The following is a 21024-nucleotide window of genomic DNA, read 5'->3' on the forward strand; positions in this document are numbered from 1 at the left end:
AATGAATCCGGACAACCTTATAAAAATGGCGAACCAGATCGGCAGCTTCTTTGAAACCATGCCGGACAGGGAGCAGGCGCAAAGCGACATCGCCAGCCACATCAAGCGCTTCTGGGAGCCGCGCATGCGGCGTTCTTTGCTGCAGTATGTGGATCAGCACGATGGCGTGGATTTGATGGACATTGTGCTGGAGACCCTGCGCAGCCATCGTGCGGCGGTGCTCTGACAGGCAGCTGCGATTTTGTGATTTTCCTTATGTAAACTTGGAGTAAAGTTGAGTATCTGATAATCAAAAATAACCCAAACCGCTTGGGTTTTTGCTATAGTGCCCACTGTACTGGCAATTCTCGGACTGCGTGTAACGATTTATCCAAACGATCATCGCCCAGCCCACGTTCATATTATCGGGCACGGATGCGAGGCGGTGTTTAACTTGCATTGCCCGGATGGACCGGCCGAATTGCGAGAGAATTATGAATTTTCGCAGAGAGAGCTGAACAAGATTGCGAGCGGGCTCAACGCCTGCCTGGCTGCTCTTTGCGACAGATGGAGTCAGATACATGGACATTACTGATAAGGCTTTTGAAGCAGCCAACCAGCGTGCCGCCGCTGCCAGGAAAACATTCCCCGCAGCGCAGGAGGTGCGTTATGACCGCCGCGCAGCGCGCATCGTCATTGTGCTTGCTTCCGGCCTGGAGCTGGCATTTTCTCCCAGGCACGTGCAAGGGTTGGAGCATGGGCAACCGGCCGAGCTTGCCGACGCCGAAATCACTCCTTCCGGCCTGGGGATTCATTTTCCGCAGCTTGATGCCGACCTGTACCTGCCGGCATTGCTTGAAGGCTTTCTCGGTTCAAAAAGCTGGATGGCGTCCGAGATCGGCAAAATGGGCGGCAAGATATCCACCGAGGCGAAAGCCAAGGCCGCACGCGAAAACGGCAAGCTGGGCGGGCGGCCCAGGAAAATAAAAGAGTTGAAGGCGGCCTAGGGTCTGCCCCTAGGGCTTCAATTTGAAACGTGTAAACGTTTCAATCAGCTGGGCGCCGTCGCTCATCAAGAAATTCTCGAAAGCGATCGCCACCGGTGGCAGCTGCTTGTGCTGACGGTGCACCACGTACCAGTTCAACATCGCCGGAAAACCCTGGACGTCCAGCACCACCAGGTTGCCGACCTGCAGCTCCAGGCTGATGGTATGCACCGACAGGAAGCTGATGCCCATGCCTGCGATCACCGCTTGCTTGATGGTTTCAAAGCTCTTGATTTCCATGGCCACATTGAGCTGGGCCAGGTGGTCGCCAAAACTCTCCTGCATGGAATTCCAGGTATCCGAGCCTCTTTCGCGCACGATGAACGGTTCGCGCATCAGGCGCGCCATCGGAATCCGTTTCTTGCCCGCCAGCGGATGCTGCGGCGAAGCCACGATGACGTAAGGGTGGGGCGCGAACGCGCGGCGGACCATGCCGGGATCTTCCGGCGGCCTGACCATGATCGCCAGGTCGGTCTGGTTCTCCTGCAGGTTGCGCAGCAGCTCTTCGCGGTTATGCACGGTCAGCTTGAGGCTGACGTTTTCATGGCGGCGCTGGAACTCGGCCAGCAGGCGCGGGAAAAAATAATCGCCGGCGCTGATCACGGCAACATTCAACCTGCCGCCGGAGACGCCTTTCAGCTGCGCCATGGCGTCTTCCGCTTCACGGAACTGCTGGATGATCATGCGCCCGTGCCGCAGCATTTCCATCCCTGCGGCAGTCAGGTAAATCTTCTTTCCCAGTTGCTCGAACAGGGGCAAGCCTGCGTGTTCTTCAAGTTGCTTGACCTGCAGCGACACCGCCGGCTGCGTCAGGTGCAATTCTTCGGCTGCCCGCGAATAACTGAGGTGGCGCGCCACGGTCTCGAAGGTTTTCAGCTGCCGCAATGTAGCGTTTTTCATTCTTGTCTCGTTTTTATAATAAGTATGTACTAATGATTATGCACAAAAACTTTAACTATGACTAATGATTTATTTTCCCTACCATGGCTTCAAGTCTGGAGATAAGCGCGGAGCAGAAGCAGATGAATTCTGCAGATGAGTTCATCAGGTAATTCCGATCACTGAAACGTGTATTTAGGAGGAAATGAATCATGGCTAGCATCACCATCGAGCGCACTTTTTTTGACCCCGCCGAAGAAACATCGCTGTTTGCCTATAACGCTGCGTTCCACGAGCTGGGCTTGAGCTGGCACTGGGATTACGATACCTATCGTTCGCTGCTGGCCGGCGCCGGCGAGAAGAACGTGATTTGCGCCTACATCGAAACCCACCAGCGCCACCTGCTGAATGCCTACGACGCCGATTTCCTGATCAAGGCGATCGAAAGCGCCCGCGCGCAATGCCTGGAAAATATCAAGGCCTCCGGCAGCCAGCCCGGCTTCAGCGTCAACTGGGCGGAAGTGCAGCGTGCCGAAGTCGGCATCTGAAGCAGCGTTGTGTTTGATCCAGGCGCCAGGCTGCGAAGACAGCCGCAGCGCATAGTTCGCAGTGCATTGTTCGCAGTGCATTGTTGTATATGACTCAGTTGCATGAGATTCAATGAATTTGACTTATTTTTAGCTGATCCGATATTTTTTTGCGAACAGAAAATTACTAATCTTGACCGTAGTCAAGGATCGCTGGAACAAGTCCTCTCACAATCAGTGCGACCATGCATTTTCCGCGATTGCTGCAAAAGACGGCGACGCGGACGAATAAGGAATGCATGGTTGACATAGAACTCATGGTCGCCCATGCGCAATGCTAGGCACAATGCAATGTTCATGGCGACGTAGAAAACCAACCATAATTTGGAGACGGAGACATGAATCAAGACAGTGCCCTGGGGGGCAAAGTATCGAATTCCCATCGATGGTGGCAGCTTGTGATGGGAATCATCTGCATGGCCATGATTGCCAACCTGCAGTACGGTTGGACCTTGTTCGTTAATCCTATTTCTGAAAAATACGGCTGGAGCAAGGCCGCGATCCAGATTGCCTTTACCGTGTTCGTGCTGACCGAAACCTGGCTGGTGCCTATCGAAGGCTACCTGGTCGACAAGCTGGGCCCGCGCCCGGTGGTATTGGTGGGCGGCATCTTGTGCGGCCTTGGCTGGGTATTGAATTCCTACGCATCTTCCTTGCCGATGCTGTACATCGCGGCGGCCATCAGCGGCGTCGGTGCGGGCGCTGTATACGGCACCTGCGTCGGCAATGCGCTGAAGTGGTTCCCCGACCGGCGAGGGCTGGCGGCAGGGCTTACCGCGGCCGGCTTCGGCGCCGGTTCGGCGATTACCATCATCCCGATTTCGGCAATGATCAAGAGCAGCGGTTATGAATCAGCGTTCTTCTACTTCGGCATCGGCCAGGGTGTGATCGTGTTCCTGATCGCGCTGGGCCTGAAGGCAGCGCCAAGTTACCTGAAGAAGGGCACCGCAGCCTTGAAGATCAAGGTGCAGCAAGGCCGGCGCGACTACCGGCCGAGCGAAGTGCTGCGCCAGCCGGTGTTCTGGATCATGTACCTGATGTTCGTCACGGTAGCTGCCGGCGGCCTGATGGCGACCGCGCAGCTGGGGCCGATCGCCAAGGACTTCAAGGTGATGGATGTGCCGGTCAACATCATGGGCCTGGTCTTGCCTGCGCTGACCTTTGCGCTGGCGATCGACCGCGTCCTGAACGGATTGACGAGGCCGTTTTTCGGCTGGGTATCGGACCAGATCGGACGCGAGCAAACCATGTTCATCTGCTTCGCGCTGGAATCGTTCGGCATCCTGATGCTGTATAAATTCGGCGCCGATCCGCTGCTGTTCGTGGTCCTGACGGGGTTGGTGTTCTTCGCCTGGGGTGAAATCTACAGCTTGTTTCCATCTACCTGCGCGGACACCTTCGGCAGCAAATATGCGGCTGCCAACGCCGGCCTCTTGTATACCGCGAAAGGCACCGCGGCCTTGCTGGTGCCGTTCTCCAGCATGCTGACCGCCGCCACTGGCAGCTGGGAGGCGGTGTTTGTGGTCAGCAGCGTGATGAATGCGGTGGCTGCCTTGCTGGCGTGGTTTGTGTTGAAACCGATGCGAAAGGCGCTGATGGATGAATCGATTCCAGAACACGAACTTAACAAAGAAGCTGAACTGAAAGCGCTAGGCCGCGTTCCTGACCGCCTGGTCTGACCATCATCGGATTTTACCCAGGGCTTCTTGAGGGCGATCCCCTCAAGAAGCCAGGTGGGTAAGTCAGTCCGCATCAGCGCTCGGGTTTTCGCGCCATTTCATTCACACAGCAGCAGCTTGCCTGTACCCGCAACCGGGTGCGACGGGACAGGTGCGCGGTAAATATTTACATGGCTTGCCCGGCGGTCCACGGCAAGTCCTTCAAATTCTTGACAGGTTGGGGAAAGATTAAAAATGATACAGCGCTGGCTACGGTTCACATACCAGAATACAGTCCGCTTCGGCACCCTGGAAGGCAAGCGGGTGCAGATATGGGAAGGCGACATGTTCGCCGCGCCGAAGCCGTCCGGCTTGTTTGTCGACCTGGCTGAGGTGAAGGTGCTGATGCCGACCCGACCGAGCAAGATCCTGGCGCTGTGGAACAACTTCGGCGCACTTGGCGCCAAGCTGAACCTGGCGCGGCCGGCCGAACCGCTGTACCTGATCAAGTCGCCGAATTCTTATCTGAATCCACAGGAAACCATCCGCCAGCCGGCTGCAGGCGGCAAAGTGGTGTTCGAGGGCGAACTCGGCATCGTGATCGGCAAAACCGCCAGCCGGGTGGCCGAAGCCGAGGCCGGTAAATACATCTTCGGTTATACCTGCGCCAATGACGTCACGGTGGCAGACATCCTGAACCGCGATCCGTCGTTTGCGCAGTGGGTGCGCGCCAAGGGCTGCGACACCTTCTGTCCGTTCGGACCGGTAGTGGCAAGCGGGCTGGATCCCGGCACGCTGACAGTCCGGACCATCTTGAACGGCGAAGTGCGGCAGGATTACCCAGTCAGCGACATGCTGTTTTCAGCGACGCAGCTGGTGAGCCTGATTTCCCAGGACATGACGCTTTACCCCGGCGACATCATCTTGTGCGGCACCTCGGTCGGGGTCGGCTCGATGAAGCCAGGCAGCACGGTGGAAATCGAGATTGAAGGCATAGGCAAGCTCAGCAACCGCTTTGAGTAGGAGCGGGTTGCTGGTGCAGCAGCGCTTCCAGGTTTTTTATTACTAGTACGGAGCAATCATGAAAATCGCAATTGTGGGAGCAGGGGCCATTGGCGGCTATGTCGGCGCCAAGCTGTCGCTGGCCGGCGAAGATGTCACCTTTATCGTGCGCGGCGCCAACCTCGAGGCCATCCGCCGCAACGGCATGAAGCTGATCCTGGAGGATGGTTCGGAGCACATCGCCGACCAGGCCAAGGCGACCGACAACTACCGGCTGGCCGGCAGGCAGGACCTGGTCATCCTGGCGCTCAAGGCGCACCAGCTGGAAAGCATCGCCGACCAGCTGCACCATCTGCTGGGGCCGGAGACGGCGATCGTCACCATGCAGAACGGCATTCCCTATTGGTATTTCCACAAGAACGGCGGCGCCCTGGAAGGCAGCCGTTTGAAAATGGTGGATCCGACCGGCGAGATCGGCGAAAAAATTCCAGCCTCGCGGGTGATCGGCTGCGTGGTGTATCCGGCGTCCGAACTGATAGCGCCGGGCGTGGTGCGTCATTTTGAAGGCGAACGTTTTCCTTTGGGAGAGCTGGATGGTTCCAGCAGCGAACGGGTTACACGCATCTCGGCGTGTTTTGTCAACGCCGGCTTCAAGGCGCCGGTGCTGGACGACATCCGTTCCGAAATCTGGCTCAAGCTGTGGGGCAACCTCAGTTTCAATCCGATCAGCGCGCTGACCCATTCGACGCTGGTCGACATCTGCCAGTTTCCCTTGTCGCGCGAACTGGCGGCGGCGCTGATGACCGAGGCGCAGACAATCGCCCACAAGCTCGGGATCAGCTTCCGCGTGCCGCTCGACAAGCGGATTGCCGGCGCCGAAAAAATAGGCAAGCACAAAACTTCGATGCTGAAAGACGTGGAAGCAGGGCGCGCATTGGAAATCGATGCGCTGGTCGGTTCGGTGATTGAACTGGCGCGCCTGACGCATACGCCGACGCCGCATCTCGATACGGTCTACGCCCTGGTGAAACTGCTGGCCAAGACCTTCGAGGAAGAGCGCGGCCAGGTGCAGCTGCAGCGCGTCGCCTGAAGCGCGGCGCATGGCTGATCCGGCGCGGCGGCAAAGTGCACAATCTTAACCGTCGTCAAGGATTAAGCCCGGAAATTCTCGCAGAATGAATCATGGCGCAAGTTGCGTATATTGCCGTCACAGGGATATTTGCGGTCGCATCGAAATAATATGTATTCAATAACACGCACCCATAATAAATAAGCATCCTAAAATCATCAGGAGACAAGATACATGGACACCAGTAACGCCAAGCGAGCTCCTAATCGTTGGATTCAACTGATTATCGGCATCATCTGCATGGGCTTGGTCGCCAATCTGCAATATGCCTGGACATTGTTCGTCAATCCCATGGACGCCAAACATCATTGGGGCCAGGCAGCTATTCAATTATCGTTTTCCATTTTCATCGTGACTGAAACCTGGTTGGTGCCGATCGAGGGCTGGCTGGTCGACAAATTCGGCCCGCGTCCGGTGATCGCCATGGGTGCGCTGTTTGCCGGCGCCGGCTGGGTGATCAATTCGATGGCGACCAACCTGATCGAACTGTATGCCGCCGCGATTATTGCAGGCATAGGGGCCGGCTGCGTGTACGGCACGTGCGTCGGCAATGCGCTGAAATGGTTTCCCGACCGGCGTGGCCTGGCGGCAGGCCTGACCGCCGCCGGCTTCGGCGCCGGCGCCGCGGTGACGGTGATCCCGATCGCCAACATGATCCAGTCGTCCGGCTACGAAAGGGCTTTCCTGTTCTTCGGCATCTTGCAAGGCGTGTGCATTTTCCTGCTGGCCTTGCTGATGGTAAGGCCGGTGCCGCCCAAGGGCGTGGTGGTATCGAAGAAGATCACCATGACAAAAATCGACTACACGGCGGGACAGATGATCAAGACGCCGGTGTTCTGGCTGATCTATGTGCTGTTCGTCGCCGTCGCCGCCGGCGGCCTGATGGCCACCGCGCAGCTGGCGCCGATCGCCAAGGATTTCGGCATCGCCAAGCTGCCGATGACGATGCTGGGCGTAACCTTGCCGTTGCTCACCATGACGCTTTCCATCGATAATCTTTGCAATGGTTTCACACGGCCGCTGTGTGGTTTCATCTCCGACAAGATCGGCCGCGAAAACACCATGTTCATTGTTTTCATAGGCGAAGGCCTGGCCTTGCTGGGATTGATAGAATACGGCCATAATCCGTATGCCTTCATGCTGTTTGCGGCTTTGGTGTTCCTGTTCTGGGGCGAGATATTTTCGATCTTTCCAGCGATCTGCGCCGACACCTTCGGCAGCAAGTTTGCCGCCGGCAATGCGGGCACGCTGTACACAGCGAAAGGCACCGCAGCCTTGCTGGTGCCGCTGACTTCGGTGCTGTCCGCAGGCGGCGCCTGGAACCGGGTATTCCTGGCCGCTTCCATCATCACCATCGGCGCCGGCCTGGTCGCCAAGTTCATACTGGCGCCGATGCGCAAGCGCTGGGTGGATAAGGGCGTGCCGGCCTATTCATCCGGGTTCGATCCGCATGCCGCGGCTGCGATCAAACGCTAGTCCCGGTCAGTACGCGGAATGGCGCCTGACGCCATTCCGCAGTTGCATTTGCCTGTTCCGCTCAATCCGTCACAACGAGAGCATGATTTTGCCGATATGCGCATTGCTTTCCATCAGTGCATGGGCTTGCGCAGCCTGTTCGAGCGGGAAGGTCCGGAAAATGACCGGCTTGATTTTCCCTCCCCCCAGCAATGGCCAGACATGAGCCCGCAGCTGGCTGGCAATGGCGGCCTTGAACGCCACCGGCCTGGGCCGCAAGGTTGATCCGGTGATGGTCAGCCGGCGCAGCAGGACCTGGCCGAAATGGACGTTTGCCTTGGCGCCGCCAAGCATGGCGATGAACACCAGCCTGCCGTCGTCCGCCAGGCAGTTCAGTTCACGCTGGATATAATCGCCCGCCACCATGTCGAGAATCACATCCACGCCTTTGCCTTGGGTGGCGGTTTTTACTGCTTCGACAAAATCTTCGGTGCGGTAATTGATGCCGCGTTCCGCTCCCAGCACTTCGCAGGCACGGCATTTTTCGTCGGAGCCGGCGGTGGCGAATACCCGGTGCCCAAGCGCGGCGGCGATCTGGATCGCAGCGACGCCGATGCCGGAAGTGCCGCCCTGGACCAGCAAGGTTTCACCGGGCGCCAGATGGCAGCGGTCGAATACATTGCTCCATACGGTAAAAAAGGTTTCCGGCAACGACGCTGCTTCCAGCACGCTCCAGCCGGCCGGCACCGGCAGGCACAGCGCCGCCGGCGCCGTGCAGTATTCGGCATAAGCGCCGCCTTGGACCAGCGCGCAGACCAGGTCGCCTTTGCGCCATCCGCTATCGCTGAAGTCGCCGTCGACAATTTCTCCTGCGATTTCCAGGCCGGGCAAGGCAGAAGCGCCGGGCGGCACCGGATAGTGGCCGGCGCGCTGCAATACGTCTGGACGGTTGACGCCGGCGGCTTGCACCTTGATCAGCAGCTCGCCGGCCTTGAAGGCGGGCACCGGCTGTTCGCTTAGCTGCAAGACTTCTGGTCCGCCGAAGGCGGTGATGTTGATGGCGCGCATGGAATCCGATCCCGGTAGTTGGCAATCGGATCAGTCTACGAAGATGTCACGGGCCGCGCATTGATCGGGCTCAATCTTCCTGCGCATTTTTTTAATTAGGCCTGGGTTTTACCTGGTGATATAACCTGACCAGATATCTATATTATGTTGCAGCACGGAAGCGCCGTCCTGGAAGATTGCCGGAGGCTTTGAATCGGCCGCCAAAAATAAAACAGCCGATCAATGATCGGCTGTTTTTTGCACCATCTGCAGTGTCACCGGGGTGACCTTGCAACACCGGGAATTACAGGCCCCAGGTGTAGGTGGCGTCTGTCTTGTCGCCGGTAGTTGCTGCGTCGAGGGACTCGCGCAGGTCGACTGCCAGAAGGGTCGCGGCTACAGCATAGGCGACGCCTGCCACTTTTGCGGAAAAACCAGTGCTGCTTGCCGGGGTGTAGCTGTTGGTTGCTGTAGTCACGGTAGTGCTCCTGTCAAAGTAAGAATCTCTTATGCTGCTTTGCATTATATATTTTCAATAATGACTTTTCTAATGACATTATCCAATAACAGGTATGTCATCTGTCAATATCTTGCGCTGCAATATAAGAAGATCTGCCAGGAATACAACAGAATTCGGTCGATTTGATCAGGTTGGGCGGCTGCGACGGCTGGATTCAGCGTTTTGGAGGCATCGTGTGTACACAAAGTATACACGATGTTGGTTGCTGCTTAGATTTTTCCCTGGTGTTTCAGCCGGCTCAGGGTCTCGGGGAAATATTCAGGTAGGTTGCGAGCTCTTTTTTCGGCATGCGATCGTAGAGATCCGGATGCTTGCGCAAGAAGCGGTGCACACGGCCCGGTGCATCCAGCAAATGCAAGGTGATGGTATGCGCCATGATTTCGCTCATCAGGCGCATCACTTCATATTCGAAGGCATGTTTCAGTTTCGGATGCTTGTCCATGAACGCCGCCCATTGCTGCAATGGCAGCTTGGCAACCCGCGCCTTGGATACGCAGACGATGCTGTAAGGCGTCGGCGTTTTCAGTCGCCATGCGGCGTAGCTGGTCTCCATGTCGCGCTCGTCGGCGAAGCGCAGGATCATTTCCTTCGCTTGCTGATTTGTCACTACGCGCTTGAGTATGCCGTCCAGGATGAAATATTGCTCCATCTCGTGGATGCCCTGGTGCAGCAGAATTTCTCCTTTACCGCCATCCACTACGATCAAGTGCGATTCCAACTCGAGCATTTCGCTCTCGTCCAAGTCTTTTAAAACATTATTTTGCCTGAGCTGAACACGAATGATGTTTTTCTCTGGGTGGTTTTCTATGAGGGTCATGTAGGTGTTTTAAGGGATGGTCGACAGTCTAAGGCCCCGTTAAGGAATAAGTTGAACATTTGTGCTGGCCCTAGCTAGCGCGCTGCTGCGTTGCCCACCGCTTGCAGTGCTCGCACTGCGGCGCGTCGTGCGCCTTGCTTCGCACTAGCTACGGCCGCTCAAATGCCCAACTTATTCCTTAACGGACCCTGAGAAGATGATGCGTGAAAACTTGACCAAGGTCAATGCCGTCCTCTCTATGAGCTGGCTAAGATGGCATCAAGCTGAAGCAATGCAAGAGGTATTGCGGCGGCAGATAACCGATAACAGGAGGAGCAATGGCAGCAGTGATATCCGAGTCGAAGGTCGCACCGGCGTCGAGTACGACCGCGGACGATACGCTCAAACGCAAGAGCCGCGACGCCGGCGTGGTGTCAGGTGGGCACCTGGTGGCGCGTGCGCTGAAGAATGAAGGCGTAGACACGATCTTTACGCTGTGCGGCGGCCATATTATCGATATTTACGATGGTTGCATCGATGAAGGCATCCGCATCATCGATGTGCGCCATGAACAAGTCGCAGCCCATGCTGCCGACGGATATGCGCGCCAGACGGGCAAGCTGGGCGTGGTGGTGACGACGGCAGGTCCGGGCTGCACCAATGCCGTGACCGGGATTGCGACGGCGTTCCGTTCGGAAAGCCCGGTGCTGCATATTGGTGGCCAGGGCGGCATCACCCAGCACATGATGGGTTCCTTGCAAGACTTGCCGCATACCGAAATGATGCGGCCGATCACCAAATTCTCCGAAGGTGTGCGTTCCACCGAACGGGTAGCCGACATGGTGTCGATGGCGATCCGCGCCTGCTTTGCCGGCGCCCCTGGCCCGGCGTACCTGGAAATTCCGCGCGACGTGCTGGACCGCGAGATCGAGATCAGCAAGGCCGTGATTCCTGCTGCCGGCCAATACCGTGCATCGGTGCGGTCATTGGGCGACGTGGCCGATATCGAGAAGCTGGCCGACATCCTGGTGCAGGCAGAGCGTCCGGTGGTCTTGTACGGCGGCCAGGTCTGGTCCTCGCGCGGGCACAAGGAAGCAATCGACCTGGTGCGGGGGCTGGATATCCCGGCATACTTCAACAGCGCCTCGCGCGGCTTGCTGCCGCCGGGCGATCCGCATCATTTCGACCGCACGCGGCGCGAAGGATTCGACAAGGCCGATGTGATCCTGATCGTCGGCACGCCGTTCGACTTCCGCATGGGCTACGGCAAACGGCTGGGCCAGAACGCCAAGGTCATCCAGATCGACCAGGACTACCGCACGGTGGGCAAGAACCGCGACATCACGCTGGGCCTGGTGGGTGATCCTGGCGCGATCCTGGGGGCGGTGTTGCAGGCGGCGAGCGGGCGCATCAACAAGACAGCGCAAGAGAAGCGGCGCGCCTGGATGAAACAATTGCAACAGCAGGAAGCGATCGCGACCGAGAAGCTGATGCCGTTGTTCAAGTCGAACAGTTCGCCGATCCATCCTTACCGGGTGGCATATGAAATCAACGAGTTCTTGAACGACGACACGATCTACATCGGCGACGGCGGCGATGTGGTGACGATTTCGGCGCAAGCGGTGCGTCCGCGCAATCCGGGCCAATGGATGGATCCTGGCGCGCTGGGCAGCCTGGGCGTGGGGACTGGTTTTGCGATTGCGGCTGGCTTGGCCAATCCGGAGAAGGAAGTGATGTGTTACTACGGCGACGGCGCGTTCAGCATGACGTCGTTCGACATGGAAACGGCGAACCGTTTCGGTGTGCCGTACATCGCGGTGATCGGCAACAACTCGGCGATGAACCAGATCCGTTATGGCCAGCTGGCGAAATACGGCGAAGAGCGCGGCAATGTGGGCAACCTGCTGAGCGACATCCCTTACGGCAAGTTTGCCGAGATGCTGGGCGGGCATGGCGAAGAGGTGCGCGATCCGGCGCAGATCGCTGGCGCGTTGCAGCGGGCGCGGGAAGCGGTGCGCAAGACACGGCGTTGTGCGGTGGTCAATATCTGGGTCGATCCTGCGGTGTATGCCCCGGGAACCATGGCTCAGACCATGTACAAATAAGCCGCTTAATAAGCCGCTTAATAGGCCACTAAGCAGCACATAAAATTCGATCAAGTTGAACAGGAGATTTGAAATGAGCACAGAAAAAAGCAAGGCAAAACCACTGGACGGCATCCGCATCATCGACTTCACGCACGTGCAAGCCGGTCCTGCATGCACACAATTGCTGGCATGGTTTGGCGCCGATGTGATCAAGGTCGAACGTCCGGGTTCCGGCGATGTCACGCGTTCGCAGCTGCGCGACATCCCTGATGTCGACGCCCTGTATTTCACCATGTTGAACAGCAACAAGCGCTCGCTCACACTCGACACCAAAAAGCCCGAAGGCAAGCTGGTGCTGGAAAAGCTGATCAAGGAATCCGACGTGCTGGTCGAGAACTTCGGACCAGGCGCGCTGGACCGCATGGGTTTTTCCTGGGAACGCATCAACGAACTGAATCCGAAGATGATCGTGGCCTCGGTCAAGGGCTTCAGCGACGGCCACCACTACGATGACCTGAAGGTCTACGAAAACGTCGCCCAGTGCGCCGGCGGCGCGGCTTCCACCACAGGTTTCTGGGACGGCCCGCCGACGGTCAGCGCCGCCGCCCTGGGCGACAGCAACACCGGCATGCACCTGGCGATCGGCATCCTGACCGCCTTGATCGGCCGCGACAAGACCGGCAAGGGACAGCGCGTTGCGGTGTCGATGCAGGATAGCGTGCTGAACCTGTGCCGCGTCAAGCTGCGCGACCAGCAGCGCCTGGACAGGCTCGGTTTCCTGGAAGAGTACCCGCAATACCCGCACGGCACGTTCAGCGATGTGGTGCCGCGCGGCGGCAATGCCGGCGGCGGCGGCCAGCCAGGCTGGGTGCTCAAGTGCAAGGGCTGGGAAAACGATCCGAACGCCTATATCTACTTCACCATCCAGGGCCATGCCTGGGCGCCTATCTGCAAGGCGATCGGCAAGGATGAATGGATAGAAGATCCGGCTTACAACACGCCGAAGGCGCGCCAGCCGCATATCACCGAAATTTTCGACACCATAGAAGTGTGGCTGAAGGACAAGACCAAGTTCGAAGCGGTCGACATCCTGCGCAAATTCGACATTCCTTGCGCACCTGTGCTGACCATGAAAGAACTGGCCAACGATCCGTCGCTGCGCGCCAGCGGCACCATCACCGAAGTCGATCACAAGGAACGCGGCAAATACCTGACTGTCGGCAGCCCGATCAAGTTCTCCGACCTGACGCCGGAAATCACCGGATCGCCGTTGCTGGGCGAGCACACCGACGAAGTGCTGGCGGACGTGCTGGGCTACAGCGCCGGACAGATTGCCGAACTGCACAAAGCAGAAGCGGTCTGAAGATGACGGCAGGCGAGTAATCGCCAATGAGTCGTCCCCAGGACGATTGACGGCGTCCGCCCAGGACGCCGTTTTTACATGCGAAATGCATAAACTAGGAGCAGGGACATGTCATCCGAACTCGATCTCAAGCAGCTGGTGGAAGCAGTCGGAGACGCCATCGTGATTTCCGACGCCAAGGGCGCCATCACCTTGTGGAATCCGGCGGCCGAACGCATGTTCGGTTTTAGCCAAGGCGAAGCGCTAGGGCAGTCGCTCGACCTGATCATCCCCGAACGCCAGCGCCAGCGGCACTGGGATGGTTATCAAAAGACCATGGATACCGGCATTACCCGCTACGGCAACGACGTGTTGCGGGTGCCGGCCGTACACAAGGACGGGCATACCTTATCGATCGCGTTTACGGTGGCGCTGCTGCATACGACGGACAACAAGGTGGCGGCGATCGTTGCCGTCATCCGCGACGAAAGCAGCCGCTTTGCCGAGGATCGCGCCTTGCGCAAACGTCTGGCGGAACTGGAAGCCAGGTTGACTGCCTTGACTACACCAGCGGCCGAATCCAGTTAAGATCGTGATGGCACCGGCTATATGGCAAAAGCGCGGTGCAAATATAAATATAAACAGGAGATTTTCATGAGCAAAGCACTGGATGGCGTGCGCATTCTAGATTTCACCCATGTCCAGTCAGGGCCGACCTGCACTCAGCTGCTGGCCTGGTTCGGCGCCGATGTGATCAAGGTCGAACGCGCCGGCGAAGGCGACGCCACACGCGGGCAGCTGCGCGACATTCCCGGAGTCGACAGCCTGTATTTCACGATGCTGAACCATAACAAGCGCTCCATCACGCTGGACACCAAGAATCCCAAGGGCAAGGAAGTGCTGGAAACGCTGATCAAGGATTGCGACGTGCTGGTGGAGAATTTTGCACCGGGAGCGCTGGACCGCATGGGATTTACCTGGGAACGCATCCAGGAGTTGAATCCGCGCATGATCGTGGCCTCGGTCAAGGGTTTCGGGCCCGGCAAATATGAAGACTGCAAGGTCTATGAGAACGTTGCCCAGTGCGCCGGCGGCGCGGCGTCCACCACCGGTTTCGACGACGGCCCGCCGATGGTCACCGGGGCCCAGATCGGCGACAGCGGCACCGGCTTGCACCTGGCGCTGGGCATCGTCAGCGCGCTGTTCCAGCGTCACACGTCGGGCCGCGGCCAGAAGGTGCTGGCGCCGATGCAGGACGCCGTATTGAACCTGTGCCGCGTCAAGCTGCGCGACCAGCAACGGCTGGAGCGCACCGGCACCATGCACGAATATCCGCAATATCCGGACAGCAAGTTCGGCGAGGCCGTGCCGCGCGCCGGCAATGCTTCCGGCGGCGGCCAGCCGGGTTCGATCCTGAAGTGCAAGGGCTGGGAAACCGATCCTAACGCCTATATCTATTTCATCACCCAGGGCGCGGTCTGGCCGGCGGTCTGCAAGGTGATAGGCGAGGAGGGCTGGATCACCGACGAGGCTTACGCCACGCCGGCGGCGCGCTTGCTGCACCTGAAACCGATCTTTGCCCGCATCGAGCAATGGACCATGAGCAAGACCAAGTTCGAAGCCATGGATATCCTGAACCAGTACGATATCCCGTGCGGACCTATCCTGTCGATGAAGGAAATCGCCGAAGACGAATCGCTGCGCCAGAGCGGCACCATCGTCGAAATCGACCACCCGGCACGCGGCAAGTACCTGACGGTAGGCAATCCGATCAAGATGTCGGACAGCCCGACCGATGTCACGCGTTCTCCCTTGCTGGGGGAACATACCGAAGAAGTGCTGACGCAGCTCGGCTACGGCAAGGATTACATCGCCGCGCTGCGTGAAGAGAAGGTGATCTGAAAAACGGGCCGACGACATGACAGCAGAATTAGATTATCAGGCATTGAATTCCGCCGGTGCTTCGGTTGTGACGTCGGCTGCGGACTATCCCGACGGCCACGTCATCCCGCTGCATCGCCATTCCTGCGCCCAACTGCTGTATGCGACCAGTGGCGTGATGACGGTCGACGCGGCGGCCGGGCGCTGGATGGTGCCGCCGGGCCGCGCGGTCTGGCTGCAGGCACATGTCGATCACCAGATCCGTGTGCACGGCGCCCGCATGCACGGCGAGGTCGGCTTGCGCACGCTGCTGCTGGACGTCGCCATGTCGCCGCACCTGCCTGCGCGCAGCTGCGTGCTGGATATCTCGCCCTTGCTGCGCGAACTGATCGCCGCCGCCCATGGCAACTCGGCCGGGCATGATGCCAATACTGACGCCAACGCGCGCAACTGGCACATGCTGCAGTTGTTGCTGCACGAGCTGGCCTCGGTGACCGTGCTTCCCCTTTATTTACCGTTGCCGCTGGCGGCGCGCCTGCGCAGCCTGTGCGAACTGCTGATGGCGACTCCCGGCAAGCAGGTAACAATCGAAACCTGGGCCGGCCAGCTCGGGATATCGACCAGCACCTTGCATCGCCTGTTCCTGCGCCAGACCGGCATGCGTTTCGGCCACTGGCGCCAGCAAGCCAGGCTGCTGCAGGCCATGGAGCAGCTGGCGCGCGGCGGCAAGGTCGCCGCCGCGGCGCAAGACCAGGGCTATAGCAGCCAGAGCGCCTTCAGCGCCATGTTCAAGAAACACTTCGGCAGCACCCCCACCGCGTTTTACCGCTAGCCGGCTGTTACGGCCGGCCAGCTTCCCCGCGCTTTCTTCCTTGCATCGATAATTCCCGAAGAATCAAGGCCTTAGCTCGTCCTGGCGATTCCTGCCTGGCGTCCGGCTGTCGAATCGAACTGTATGGCGGTATCATGCAGGGCGTTTCGGTCGTAAAATTCGGATAAGTCATTTGAATATCATGGTTTTTTATAAAGGAGATGGGCATGGGTCAGGAAAACAAGGGGCAAGAAAAATATACGGTTGAGCATGAGTGGTTGCGTGTCGAAAGCGACGGCCTGGTGACGGTCGGCATTACCGCTTACGCGCAAGACCATCTGGGCGACCTGGTTTTTGTGCAGCTGCCTGAAGTCGGCGCCGCTATCGCCAAGGGCGAAGAAGCCGCGGTGATCGAGTCGGTCAAGGCTGCAAGTGAAATCAACATGCCGGTTGCCGGCACGGTGGTCGAAATCAACGAAGCGCTGGCGAATGCTCCTGAAAAGGTGAATGAAGATCCGCTGGGCGAAGGCTGGTTCTTCAAGATGAAAATAGACGATGCGGCCGAGTTGAACGGTCTGATGGACAAAGCGGCTTATGACGAGCTGATCAAAGGCCTGGCTTAAATAAGCGCAACTCTACTGTTCATTAAATGAAGGAAGCACCCATGACACAATCACGGCCTGCTCTTGAAGATCTGGCGCAACACGCCGATTTCATTGAACGCCATATCGGCCCGGACCAAGCCCAACAAAAGGCCATGCTGACCGCCCTCGGTTTCGATTCGATCGAGGCATTGATACGGAAAGTCGTACCGAGCGCCATCCTCGAGCGCCATCCGCTGAAGCTTGGCGCACCGCGCAGCGAAGCGGAAACGCTGGCGGCCTTGCGCGAAATCGCCGGCAAGAACCAGCTGTTCAAATCGCATATCGGCATGGGCTATTACAATTGCCATACGCCGACCGTCATCCTGCGCAACCTGCTGGAAAACCCGGCCTGGTATACCGCCTATACGCCCTACCAGCCTGAAATTTCGCAGGGGCGGCTGGAAGCACTGCTCAATTTCCAGACCATGGTGACCGACCTCACCGGCATGGAAATCGCCAATGCTTCCTTGCTGGACGAAGCCACCGCGGCGGCCGAGGCGATGACTTTCTGCCAGCGCCTGTCTAAAAGCAAGAGCAACACCTTTTTCGTTTCGCAAGACTGCTTCCCGCAAACCATCGACGTGCTGCGCACCCGCGCCGCGCCGATCGGGGTCGAGGTAGTAGTAGGCGACCATCTCAAGGACCTGGAGCGGCTCGATTGCTTCGGCGTGCTGCTGCAATATCCGACCCTGAACGGCGAGATCAACGACTACGCGGCTACCGCGCGTCTGGCGCACGACAAGCAGGCGCTGGTGGTGGTTGCGGCCGACCTGCTGGCGCTGACCCTGCTGACGCCGCCTGGCGAATTCGGCGCCGACGTAGTGATCGGCAGCGCCCAGCGCTTCGGCGTGCCGCTCGGCTACGGTGGCCCGCACGCAGCGTATTTCGCCACCCTGGATGCACACAAGCGCGTCATGCCCGGACGCCTGGTCGGGGTCTCGATCGACAGCCGCGGCGAACCGGCTTACCGGCTGGCGATGCAGACCCGCGAGCAGCATATCCGCCGCGAAAAAGCCACCAGCAACGTCTGCACCGCGCAGGTGCTGCTGGCCAATATCGCCAGCATGTATGCGGTCTATCACGGCCCAAGCGGGCTGAAAACGATCGCGCAACGGGTGCACCGGCTGACGGCGATCCTGGCCGAGGGCCTGCGCCAGCTGCATCATGCGGTGCCGACCGCCAGCTTCTTCGACACCATCACCGTGCATACCGGCGGCCATACCCAGGATATCCACGCCGCGGCGCGCAGCCAGTCGGTCAACCTGCGCCTGATCGACGACGGCAGCGTCGGTGTCGCGCTGGACGAAACCAGCACCCGCGCCGATGTCGAAGCGCTGTGGGGCATCTTTGCCGTAGGTAAATCGTTGCCTGCGTTCGACGCGCTGGAAGCCAGCGCCGAGGAAAAAATACCGGCGGCACTGACGCGCAGCAGCGCCTACCTGACGCATCCGGTATTCAACAGCCATCATTCGGAAACCCAGATGCTGCGTTATCTGCGCGCGCTGGCAGACAAGGACCTGGCGCTGGACCGCAGCATGATACCGCTCGGCTCCTGCACCATGAAGCTCAACGCCACCACCGAGATGATCCCGGTGACCTGGCCTGAGTTCGGTTCCCTGCATCCGTTTGCGCCGCTCAACCAGGCCCAGGGCTACCAGCAGCTGGTGGCCGACCTCGAGCAGATGCTGTGCGTCTGCACCGGCTACGATGCCGTATCGCTGCAGCCGAACGCCGGCTCGCAGGGCGAATACGCCGGTTTGCTGGCGATCCGCGCCTACCACCAGAGCCGCGGCGAAGGCCAGCGCAATATCTGCCTGATCCCTAGTTCCGCCCACGGCACCAATCCGGCTACCGCCCACATGGCCGGCATGCAGGTGGTGGTGGTGCAATGCGACGAGCAGGGCAATGTCAACGTCGCCGACCTGCGCGCCAAGGCAGACCAGCACGCCAAGGACCTGGCGGCGCTGATGATTACCTATCCCTCGACCCATGGCGTGTTCGAAGAAGCCATCGGCGAGATCTGCGAAATCGTCCATGCCCACGGCGGCCAGGTATACATCGACGGCGCCAACATGAACGCCATGGTCGGCTTGTGCGCGCCGGGCACTTTCGGCGGCGATGTCTCGCACCTGAACCTGCACAAGACCTTCTGCATTCCGCACGGCGGCGGCGGTCCCGGCGTCGGCCCGATCGGCGTCAAGGCCCACCTGGCGCCGTTCCTGCCAGGCCACCGCATGCTGGAAAACGGCATTGCGCCGGTCTCTGCCGCGCCATGGGGCAGCGCCAGCATCCTGCCTATCACTTGGGCCTACATCACGCTGATGGGCGCGCAAGGCTTGCGCCAGGCGAGCCAGGTGGCGATCCTCAACGCCAACTACATCATGCACCGGCTGGCGCCGCACTATCCGGTCCTGTACAGCGGCAGCGACGGACTGGTCGCGCACGAAGGCATCATCGACCTGCGTCCGCTCAAGGACAAGACCGGGATCACGGTGGAAGACGTCGCCAAGCGCCTGATCGACTATGGCTTCCATGCGCCTACCATGTCGTTCCCGGTAGCCGGCACGCTGATGATAGAGCCGACCGAAAGCGAATCCAAGCAAGAGCTGGACCGCTTCTGCGACGCCATGATCGCGATCCGCGAAGAGATCAGGGCGGTCGAGAACGGCGATATCAAGGCCGAGCAGACGGCGTTGCGCCATGCGCCGCACACCAGCCAGGACCTGACTGACGAATGGTCGCGCGCGTATTCGCGCGAACAGGCGGTGTTCCCGCTGAAATCGCTGCGCCAGGACAAGTACTGGCCGCCGGTAGGGCGGATCGATAATGTCTATGGCGATCGCAACCTGGTCTGTTCCTGTCCGCCCATGTTGGATTACGAATAGGGTGCGTACACCGTAGGGTGGGCACTTGTGCCCACGCGGATATGGATGAGGCGACCACCGCGTGGGCAAAAAACCTGCCCACCCTGCAACTGATAAAAGGAAATTTTTCATGAGTGACACCAGCAACGCCGCGGCAGCGGCGCGTACACCGCTATACCAGCTGCACCTGGAGCTCGGCGCCAAGATGGTGCCGTTTGCAGGCTACGACATGCCGTTGCAGTATCCGACCGGCATTCTCAAGGAACATAACCACACCCGCAGCCAGGCCGGCCTGTTCGACGTTTCGCACATGGGGCAGTTGCGCCTGAGCGGCGCCGGCGCCGCAGCCGCGCTGGAATCGCTGGTGCCGGTCGACATCGTCGACCTGCCTGTGAACCGCCAGCGCTATGCGGTATTCACCAATCCGCAAGGCGGCATCCTGGACGACCTGATGGTCGCCAATGCCGGCGATCACCTGTTCCTGGTGGTCAACGCAGCTTGCAAGCAGCAGGACACCGAGCACTTGCGCAAGCACCTGTCCGGCCATTGCCAGATCGAAGAACTGAGCGACCGTTCCTTGCTGGCCTTGCAAGGGCCGGCCGCCGCCGCGGTCATGGCGCGCCTGGCCCCGGACACGGCGCAGATGGTGTTCATGCAGACCGCCAAAGTCACGCTGGCCGGCAGCGAATGCTTCATCAGCCGTTCCGGTTATACCGGCGAAGACGGCTTTGAAATTTCAGTGCCGAATGCCGGCGCCGAAGCCCTGGCGCGGCTGCTGCTGGCGCAGCCTGAGGTAGCGCCGATCGGCCTCGGTGCGCGCGATTCGCTGCGGCTGGAAGCCGGACTGTGCCTGTATGGCCATGACATGGACGGCAGCACCACGCCGGTCGAAGCCAGCCTGGGCTGGGCTTTGTCGAAGGCGCGCCGTGCCGGCGGCGTCCGTGCCGGCGGTTATCCGGGCGCGGAACTGATCCAGCGCCAGCTTGAACAGGGCGTCGGCCGCAAACGGGTCGGCCTGCTGCTCAAGGATCGCATGCCGGCGCGCGAAGGCGCCGAGCTGGTCGACGCCGACGGCAAGCAGGTGGGCAAGATCACCAGCGGCGGTTTCGGCCCGACGGTGGGCGGCCCGGTGGCGCTGGGATATGTCGACAGCGCCCATGCGCAGGTCGGCACGCTGTTGCAGGCTGTAGTACGCGGCAAGGCGGTGCCTATCGAAGTGGCCAAGACGCCGTTTACCCCGACCCGCTATTTCCGCGGCTGAAGCCCGGGTGCAGGCGCCAGGCCTGGCGCCTGCAAA

General features: G+C 59.6%; 19 protein-coding genes and 1 pseudogene. 16 read left to right on the plus strand and 4 right to left on the minus strand.

Going from position 1 to position 21024, the window contains the following annotated elements:
- The first annotated feature begins 1 nt into the window (after position 1).
- The 3 genes from CFter6_RS11415 to CFter6_RS11425 all read left to right on the plus strand — a co-directional run bounded on the left by CFter6_RS11415 (position 2) and on the right by CFter6_RS11425 (position 986).
- Positions 2-226 (plus strand): formate dehydrogenase subunit delta, encoded by a 225-nt coding sequence (locus tag CFter6_RS11415; protein ID WP_061540019.1) that lies wholly within the window; start codon positions 2-4, stop codon positions 224-226.
- A 99-nt stretch (positions 227-325) separates the two neighbouring features.
- Complete coding sequence (locus CFter6_RS26940) at positions 326-574, plus strand: DUF4160 domain-containing protein (RefSeq protein WP_082814714.1); 249 nt, start codon at positions 326-328, stop codon at positions 572-574.
- A complete protein-coding gene (locus CFter6_RS11425) occupies positions 561-986 on the plus strand; it encodes a DUF2442 domain-containing protein (RefSeq protein ID WP_061540021.1) in 426 nt (141 codons plus the stop codon). Before CFter6_RS26940 ends, CFter6_RS11425 begins: the two co-directional genes overlap by 14 nt.
- Before the next feature lie 9 nt (positions 987-995).
- Here the strand turns inward: CFter6_RS11425 and CFter6_RS11430 are convergent, their stop codons facing one another.
- On the minus strand, positions 996-1925 hold the full coding sequence (locus tag CFter6_RS11430; RefSeq protein WP_061540022.1) for a LysR family transcriptional regulator: 930 nt from the start codon (positions 1923-1925) through the stop codon (positions 996-998).
- Positions 1926-2116: 191 nt separating this feature from the next.
- Here CFter6_RS11430 and CFter6_RS11435 point away from each other — a divergent pair, with 191 nt between their 5' ends.
- From CFter6_RS11435 to oxlT (CFter6_RS11455), 5 genes are all read left to right on the plus strand, one after another.
- A complete protein-coding gene (locus CFter6_RS11435; protein ID WP_061540023.1) occupies positions 2117-2452 on the plus strand; it encodes an HAD family hydrolase in 336 nt (111 codons plus the stop codon).
- A gap of 377 nt (positions 2453-2829) precedes the next feature.
- A complete protein-coding gene (oxlT, locus tag CFter6_RS11440) occupies positions 2830-4170 on the plus strand; it encodes an oxalate/formate MFS antiporter (RefSeq protein WP_061540024.1) in 1341 nt (446 codons plus the stop codon).
- A 234-nt stretch (positions 4171-4404) separates the two neighbouring features.
- Positions 4405-5172: a fumarylacetoacetate hydrolase family protein gene (locus CFter6_RS11445; RefSeq protein ID WP_061540025.1), complete on the plus strand. Its 768-nt coding sequence runs from the start codon at positions 4405-4407 to the stop codon at positions 5170-5172.
- A 58-nt stretch (positions 5173-5230) separates the two neighbouring features.
- Positions 5231-6241, plus strand: a complete 1011-nt coding sequence (locus CFter6_RS11450) for a 2-dehydropantoate 2-reductase (RefSeq protein WP_061540026.1) — start codon at positions 5231-5233, stop codon at positions 6239-6241.
- Positions 6242-6454: 213 nt separating this feature from the next.
- Positions 6455-7756, plus strand: a complete 1302-nt coding sequence (gene oxlT / locus CFter6_RS11455) for an oxalate/formate MFS antiporter (protein ID WP_061540027.1) — start codon at positions 6455-6457, stop codon at positions 7754-7756.
- Between the two features lie 69 nt (positions 7757-7825).
- Here oxlT (CFter6_RS11455) and CFter6_RS11460 read toward each other — a convergent pair whose 3' ends face one another.
- The 3 genes and pseudogenes from CFter6_RS11460 to CFter6_RS11465 form a co-directional block, all read right to left on the minus strand.
- Positions 7826-8803 carry an NAD(P)H-quinone oxidoreductase gene (locus tag CFter6_RS11460; RefSeq protein WP_061540028.1) on the minus strand — a complete coding sequence of 326 codons (978 nt, stop codon included), beginning with the start codon at positions 8801-8803 and terminating at the stop codon, positions 7826-7828.
- 283 nt (positions 8804-9086) lie between these two features.
- Complete coding sequence (locus CFter6_RS26000; protein WP_167351377.1) at positions 9087-9260, minus strand: hypothetical protein; 174 nt, start codon at positions 9258-9260, stop codon at positions 9087-9089.
- 251 nt (positions 9261-9511) lie between these two features.
- Positions 9512-10119 (minus strand): annotated as a pseudogene (locus CFter6_RS11465) (Crp/Fnr family transcriptional regulator).
- A gap of 317 nt (positions 10120-10436) precedes the next feature.
- On the opposite strand from CFter6_RS11465, the gene CFter6_RS11470 reads away from it, so the two are divergent.
- The 8 genes from CFter6_RS11470 (at position 10437) to gcvT (ending at position 20988) form a co-directional block, all read left to right on the plus strand.
- A complete protein-coding gene (locus tag CFter6_RS11470) occupies positions 10437-12203 on the plus strand; it encodes a thiamine pyrophosphate-binding protein (protein WP_061540029.1) in 1767 nt (588 codons plus the stop codon).
- Between the two features lie 73 nt (positions 12204-12276).
- Positions 12277-13548: a formyl-CoA transferase gene (gene frc, locus CFter6_RS11475; protein ID WP_061540030.1), complete on the plus strand. Its 1272-nt coding sequence runs from the start codon at positions 12277-12279 to the stop codon at positions 13546-13548.
- A 108-nt stretch (positions 13549-13656) separates the two neighbouring features.
- Positions 13657-14115 carry a PAS domain-containing protein gene (locus CFter6_RS11480; RefSeq protein WP_061540031.1) on the plus strand — a complete coding sequence of 153 codons (459 nt, stop codon included), beginning with the start codon at positions 13657-13659 and terminating at the stop codon, positions 14113-14115.
- Between the two features lie 66 nt (positions 14116-14181).
- The gene (gene frc / locus CFter6_RS11485; protein WP_061542324.1) at positions 14182-15429 is read left to right on the plus strand and encodes a formyl-CoA transferase; all 1248 of its coding nucleotides are present in this window, start codon (positions 14182-14184) and stop codon (positions 15427-15429) included.
- Positions 15430-15445: 16 nt separating this feature from the next.
- Positions 15446-16240, plus strand: a complete 795-nt coding sequence (locus CFter6_RS11490; protein WP_061540032.1) for an AraC family transcriptional regulator — start codon at positions 15446-15448, stop codon at positions 16238-16240.
- A gap of 200 nt (positions 16241-16440) precedes the next feature.
- Positions 16441-16842, plus strand: a complete 402-nt coding sequence (gcvH, locus tag CFter6_RS11495) for a glycine cleavage system protein GcvH (protein ID WP_082814715.1) — start codon at positions 16441-16443, stop codon at positions 16840-16842.
- A gap of 41 nt (positions 16843-16883) precedes the next feature.
- Positions 16884-19748, plus strand: a complete 2865-nt coding sequence (gene gcvP, locus CFter6_RS11500; protein ID WP_061540034.1) for an aminomethyl-transferring glycine dehydrogenase — start codon at positions 16884-16886, stop codon at positions 19746-19748.
- A gap of 109 nt (positions 19749-19857) precedes the next feature.
- Positions 19858-20988, plus strand: a complete 1131-nt coding sequence (gcvT, locus tag CFter6_RS11505; protein WP_061540035.1) for a glycine cleavage system aminomethyltransferase GcvT — start codon at positions 19858-19860, stop codon at positions 20986-20988.
- Positions 20989-21024: the final 36 nt, after the last annotated feature.

The sequence above is a fragment of the Collimonas fungivorans genome (genome assembly GCF_001584145.1).
GTDB classification, from domain to species: Bacteria; Pseudomonadota; Gammaproteobacteria; order Burkholderiales; family Burkholderiaceae_D; genus Collimonas; species Collimonas fungivorans.

Excerpts from the sequence above, each read along its gene's own strand:
- gcvT (WP_061540035.1), top strand. The coding sequence starts at position 19,858 with ATGAGTGACACCAGCAACGCCGCGGCAGCGGCGCGTACACCGCTATAC.
- CFter6_RS11415 (WP_061540019.1), top strand. The coding sequence starts at position 2 with ATGAATCCGGACAACCTTATAAAAATGGCGAACCAGATCGGCAGCTTC.
- oxlT (WP_061540027.1), top strand. The coding sequence starts at position 6,455 with ATGGACACCAGTAACGCCAAGCGAGCTCCTAATCGTTGGATTCAACTG.
- frc (WP_061540030.1), top strand. The coding sequence starts at position 12,277 with ATGAGCACAGAAAAAAGCAAGGCAAAACCACTGGACGGCATCCGCATC.
- gcvP (WP_061540034.1), top strand. The coding sequence starts at position 16,884 with ATGACACAATCACGGCCTGCTCTTGAAGATCTGGCGCAACACGCCGAT.
- CFter6_RS11480 (WP_061540031.1), top strand. The coding sequence starts at position 13,657 with ATGTCATCCGAACTCGATCTCAAGCAGCTGGTGGAAGCAGTCGGAGAC.
- CFter6_RS11450 (WP_061540026.1), top strand. The coding sequence starts at position 5,231 with ATGAAAATCGCAATTGTGGGAGCAGGGGCCATTGGCGGCTATGTCGGC.
- CFter6_RS11425 (WP_061540021.1), top strand. The coding sequence starts at position 561 with ATGGACATTACTGATAAGGCTTTTGAAGCAGCCAACCAGCGTGCCGCC.
- CFter6_RS11430 (WP_061540022.1), bottom strand. The coding sequence starts at position 1,925 with ATGAAAAACGCTACATTGCGGCAGCTGAAAACCTTCGAGACCGTGGCG.
- CFter6_RS11490 (WP_061540032.1), top strand. The coding sequence starts at position 15,446 with ATGACAGCAGAATTAGATTATCAGGCATTGAATTCCGCCGGTGCTTCG.
- CFter6_RS11470 (WP_061540029.1), top strand. The coding sequence starts at position 10,437 with ATGGCAGCAGTGATATCCGAGTCGAAGGTCGCACCGGCGTCGAGTACG.
- frc (WP_061542324.1), top strand. The coding sequence starts at position 14,182 with ATGAGCAAAGCACTGGATGGCGTGCGCATTCTAGATTTCACCCATGTC.
- CFter6_RS11435 (WP_061540023.1), top strand. The coding sequence starts at position 2,117 with ATGGCTAGCATCACCATCGAGCGCACTTTTTTTGACCCCGCCGAAGAA.
- CFter6_RS11445 (WP_061540025.1), top strand. The coding sequence starts at position 4,405 with ATGATACAGCGCTGGCTACGGTTCACATACCAGAATACAGTCCGCTTC.
- CFter6_RS11460 (WP_061540028.1), bottom strand. The coding sequence starts at position 8,803 with ATGCGCGCCATCAACATCACCGCCTTCGGCGGACCAGAAGTCTTGCAG.
- gcvH (WP_082814715.1), top strand. The coding sequence starts at position 16,441 with ATGGGCATGGGTCAGGAAAACAAGGGGCAAGAAAAATATACGGTTGAG.
- oxlT (WP_061540024.1), top strand. The coding sequence starts at position 2,830 with ATGAATCAAGACAGTGCCCTGGGGGGCAAAGTATCGAATTCCCATCGA.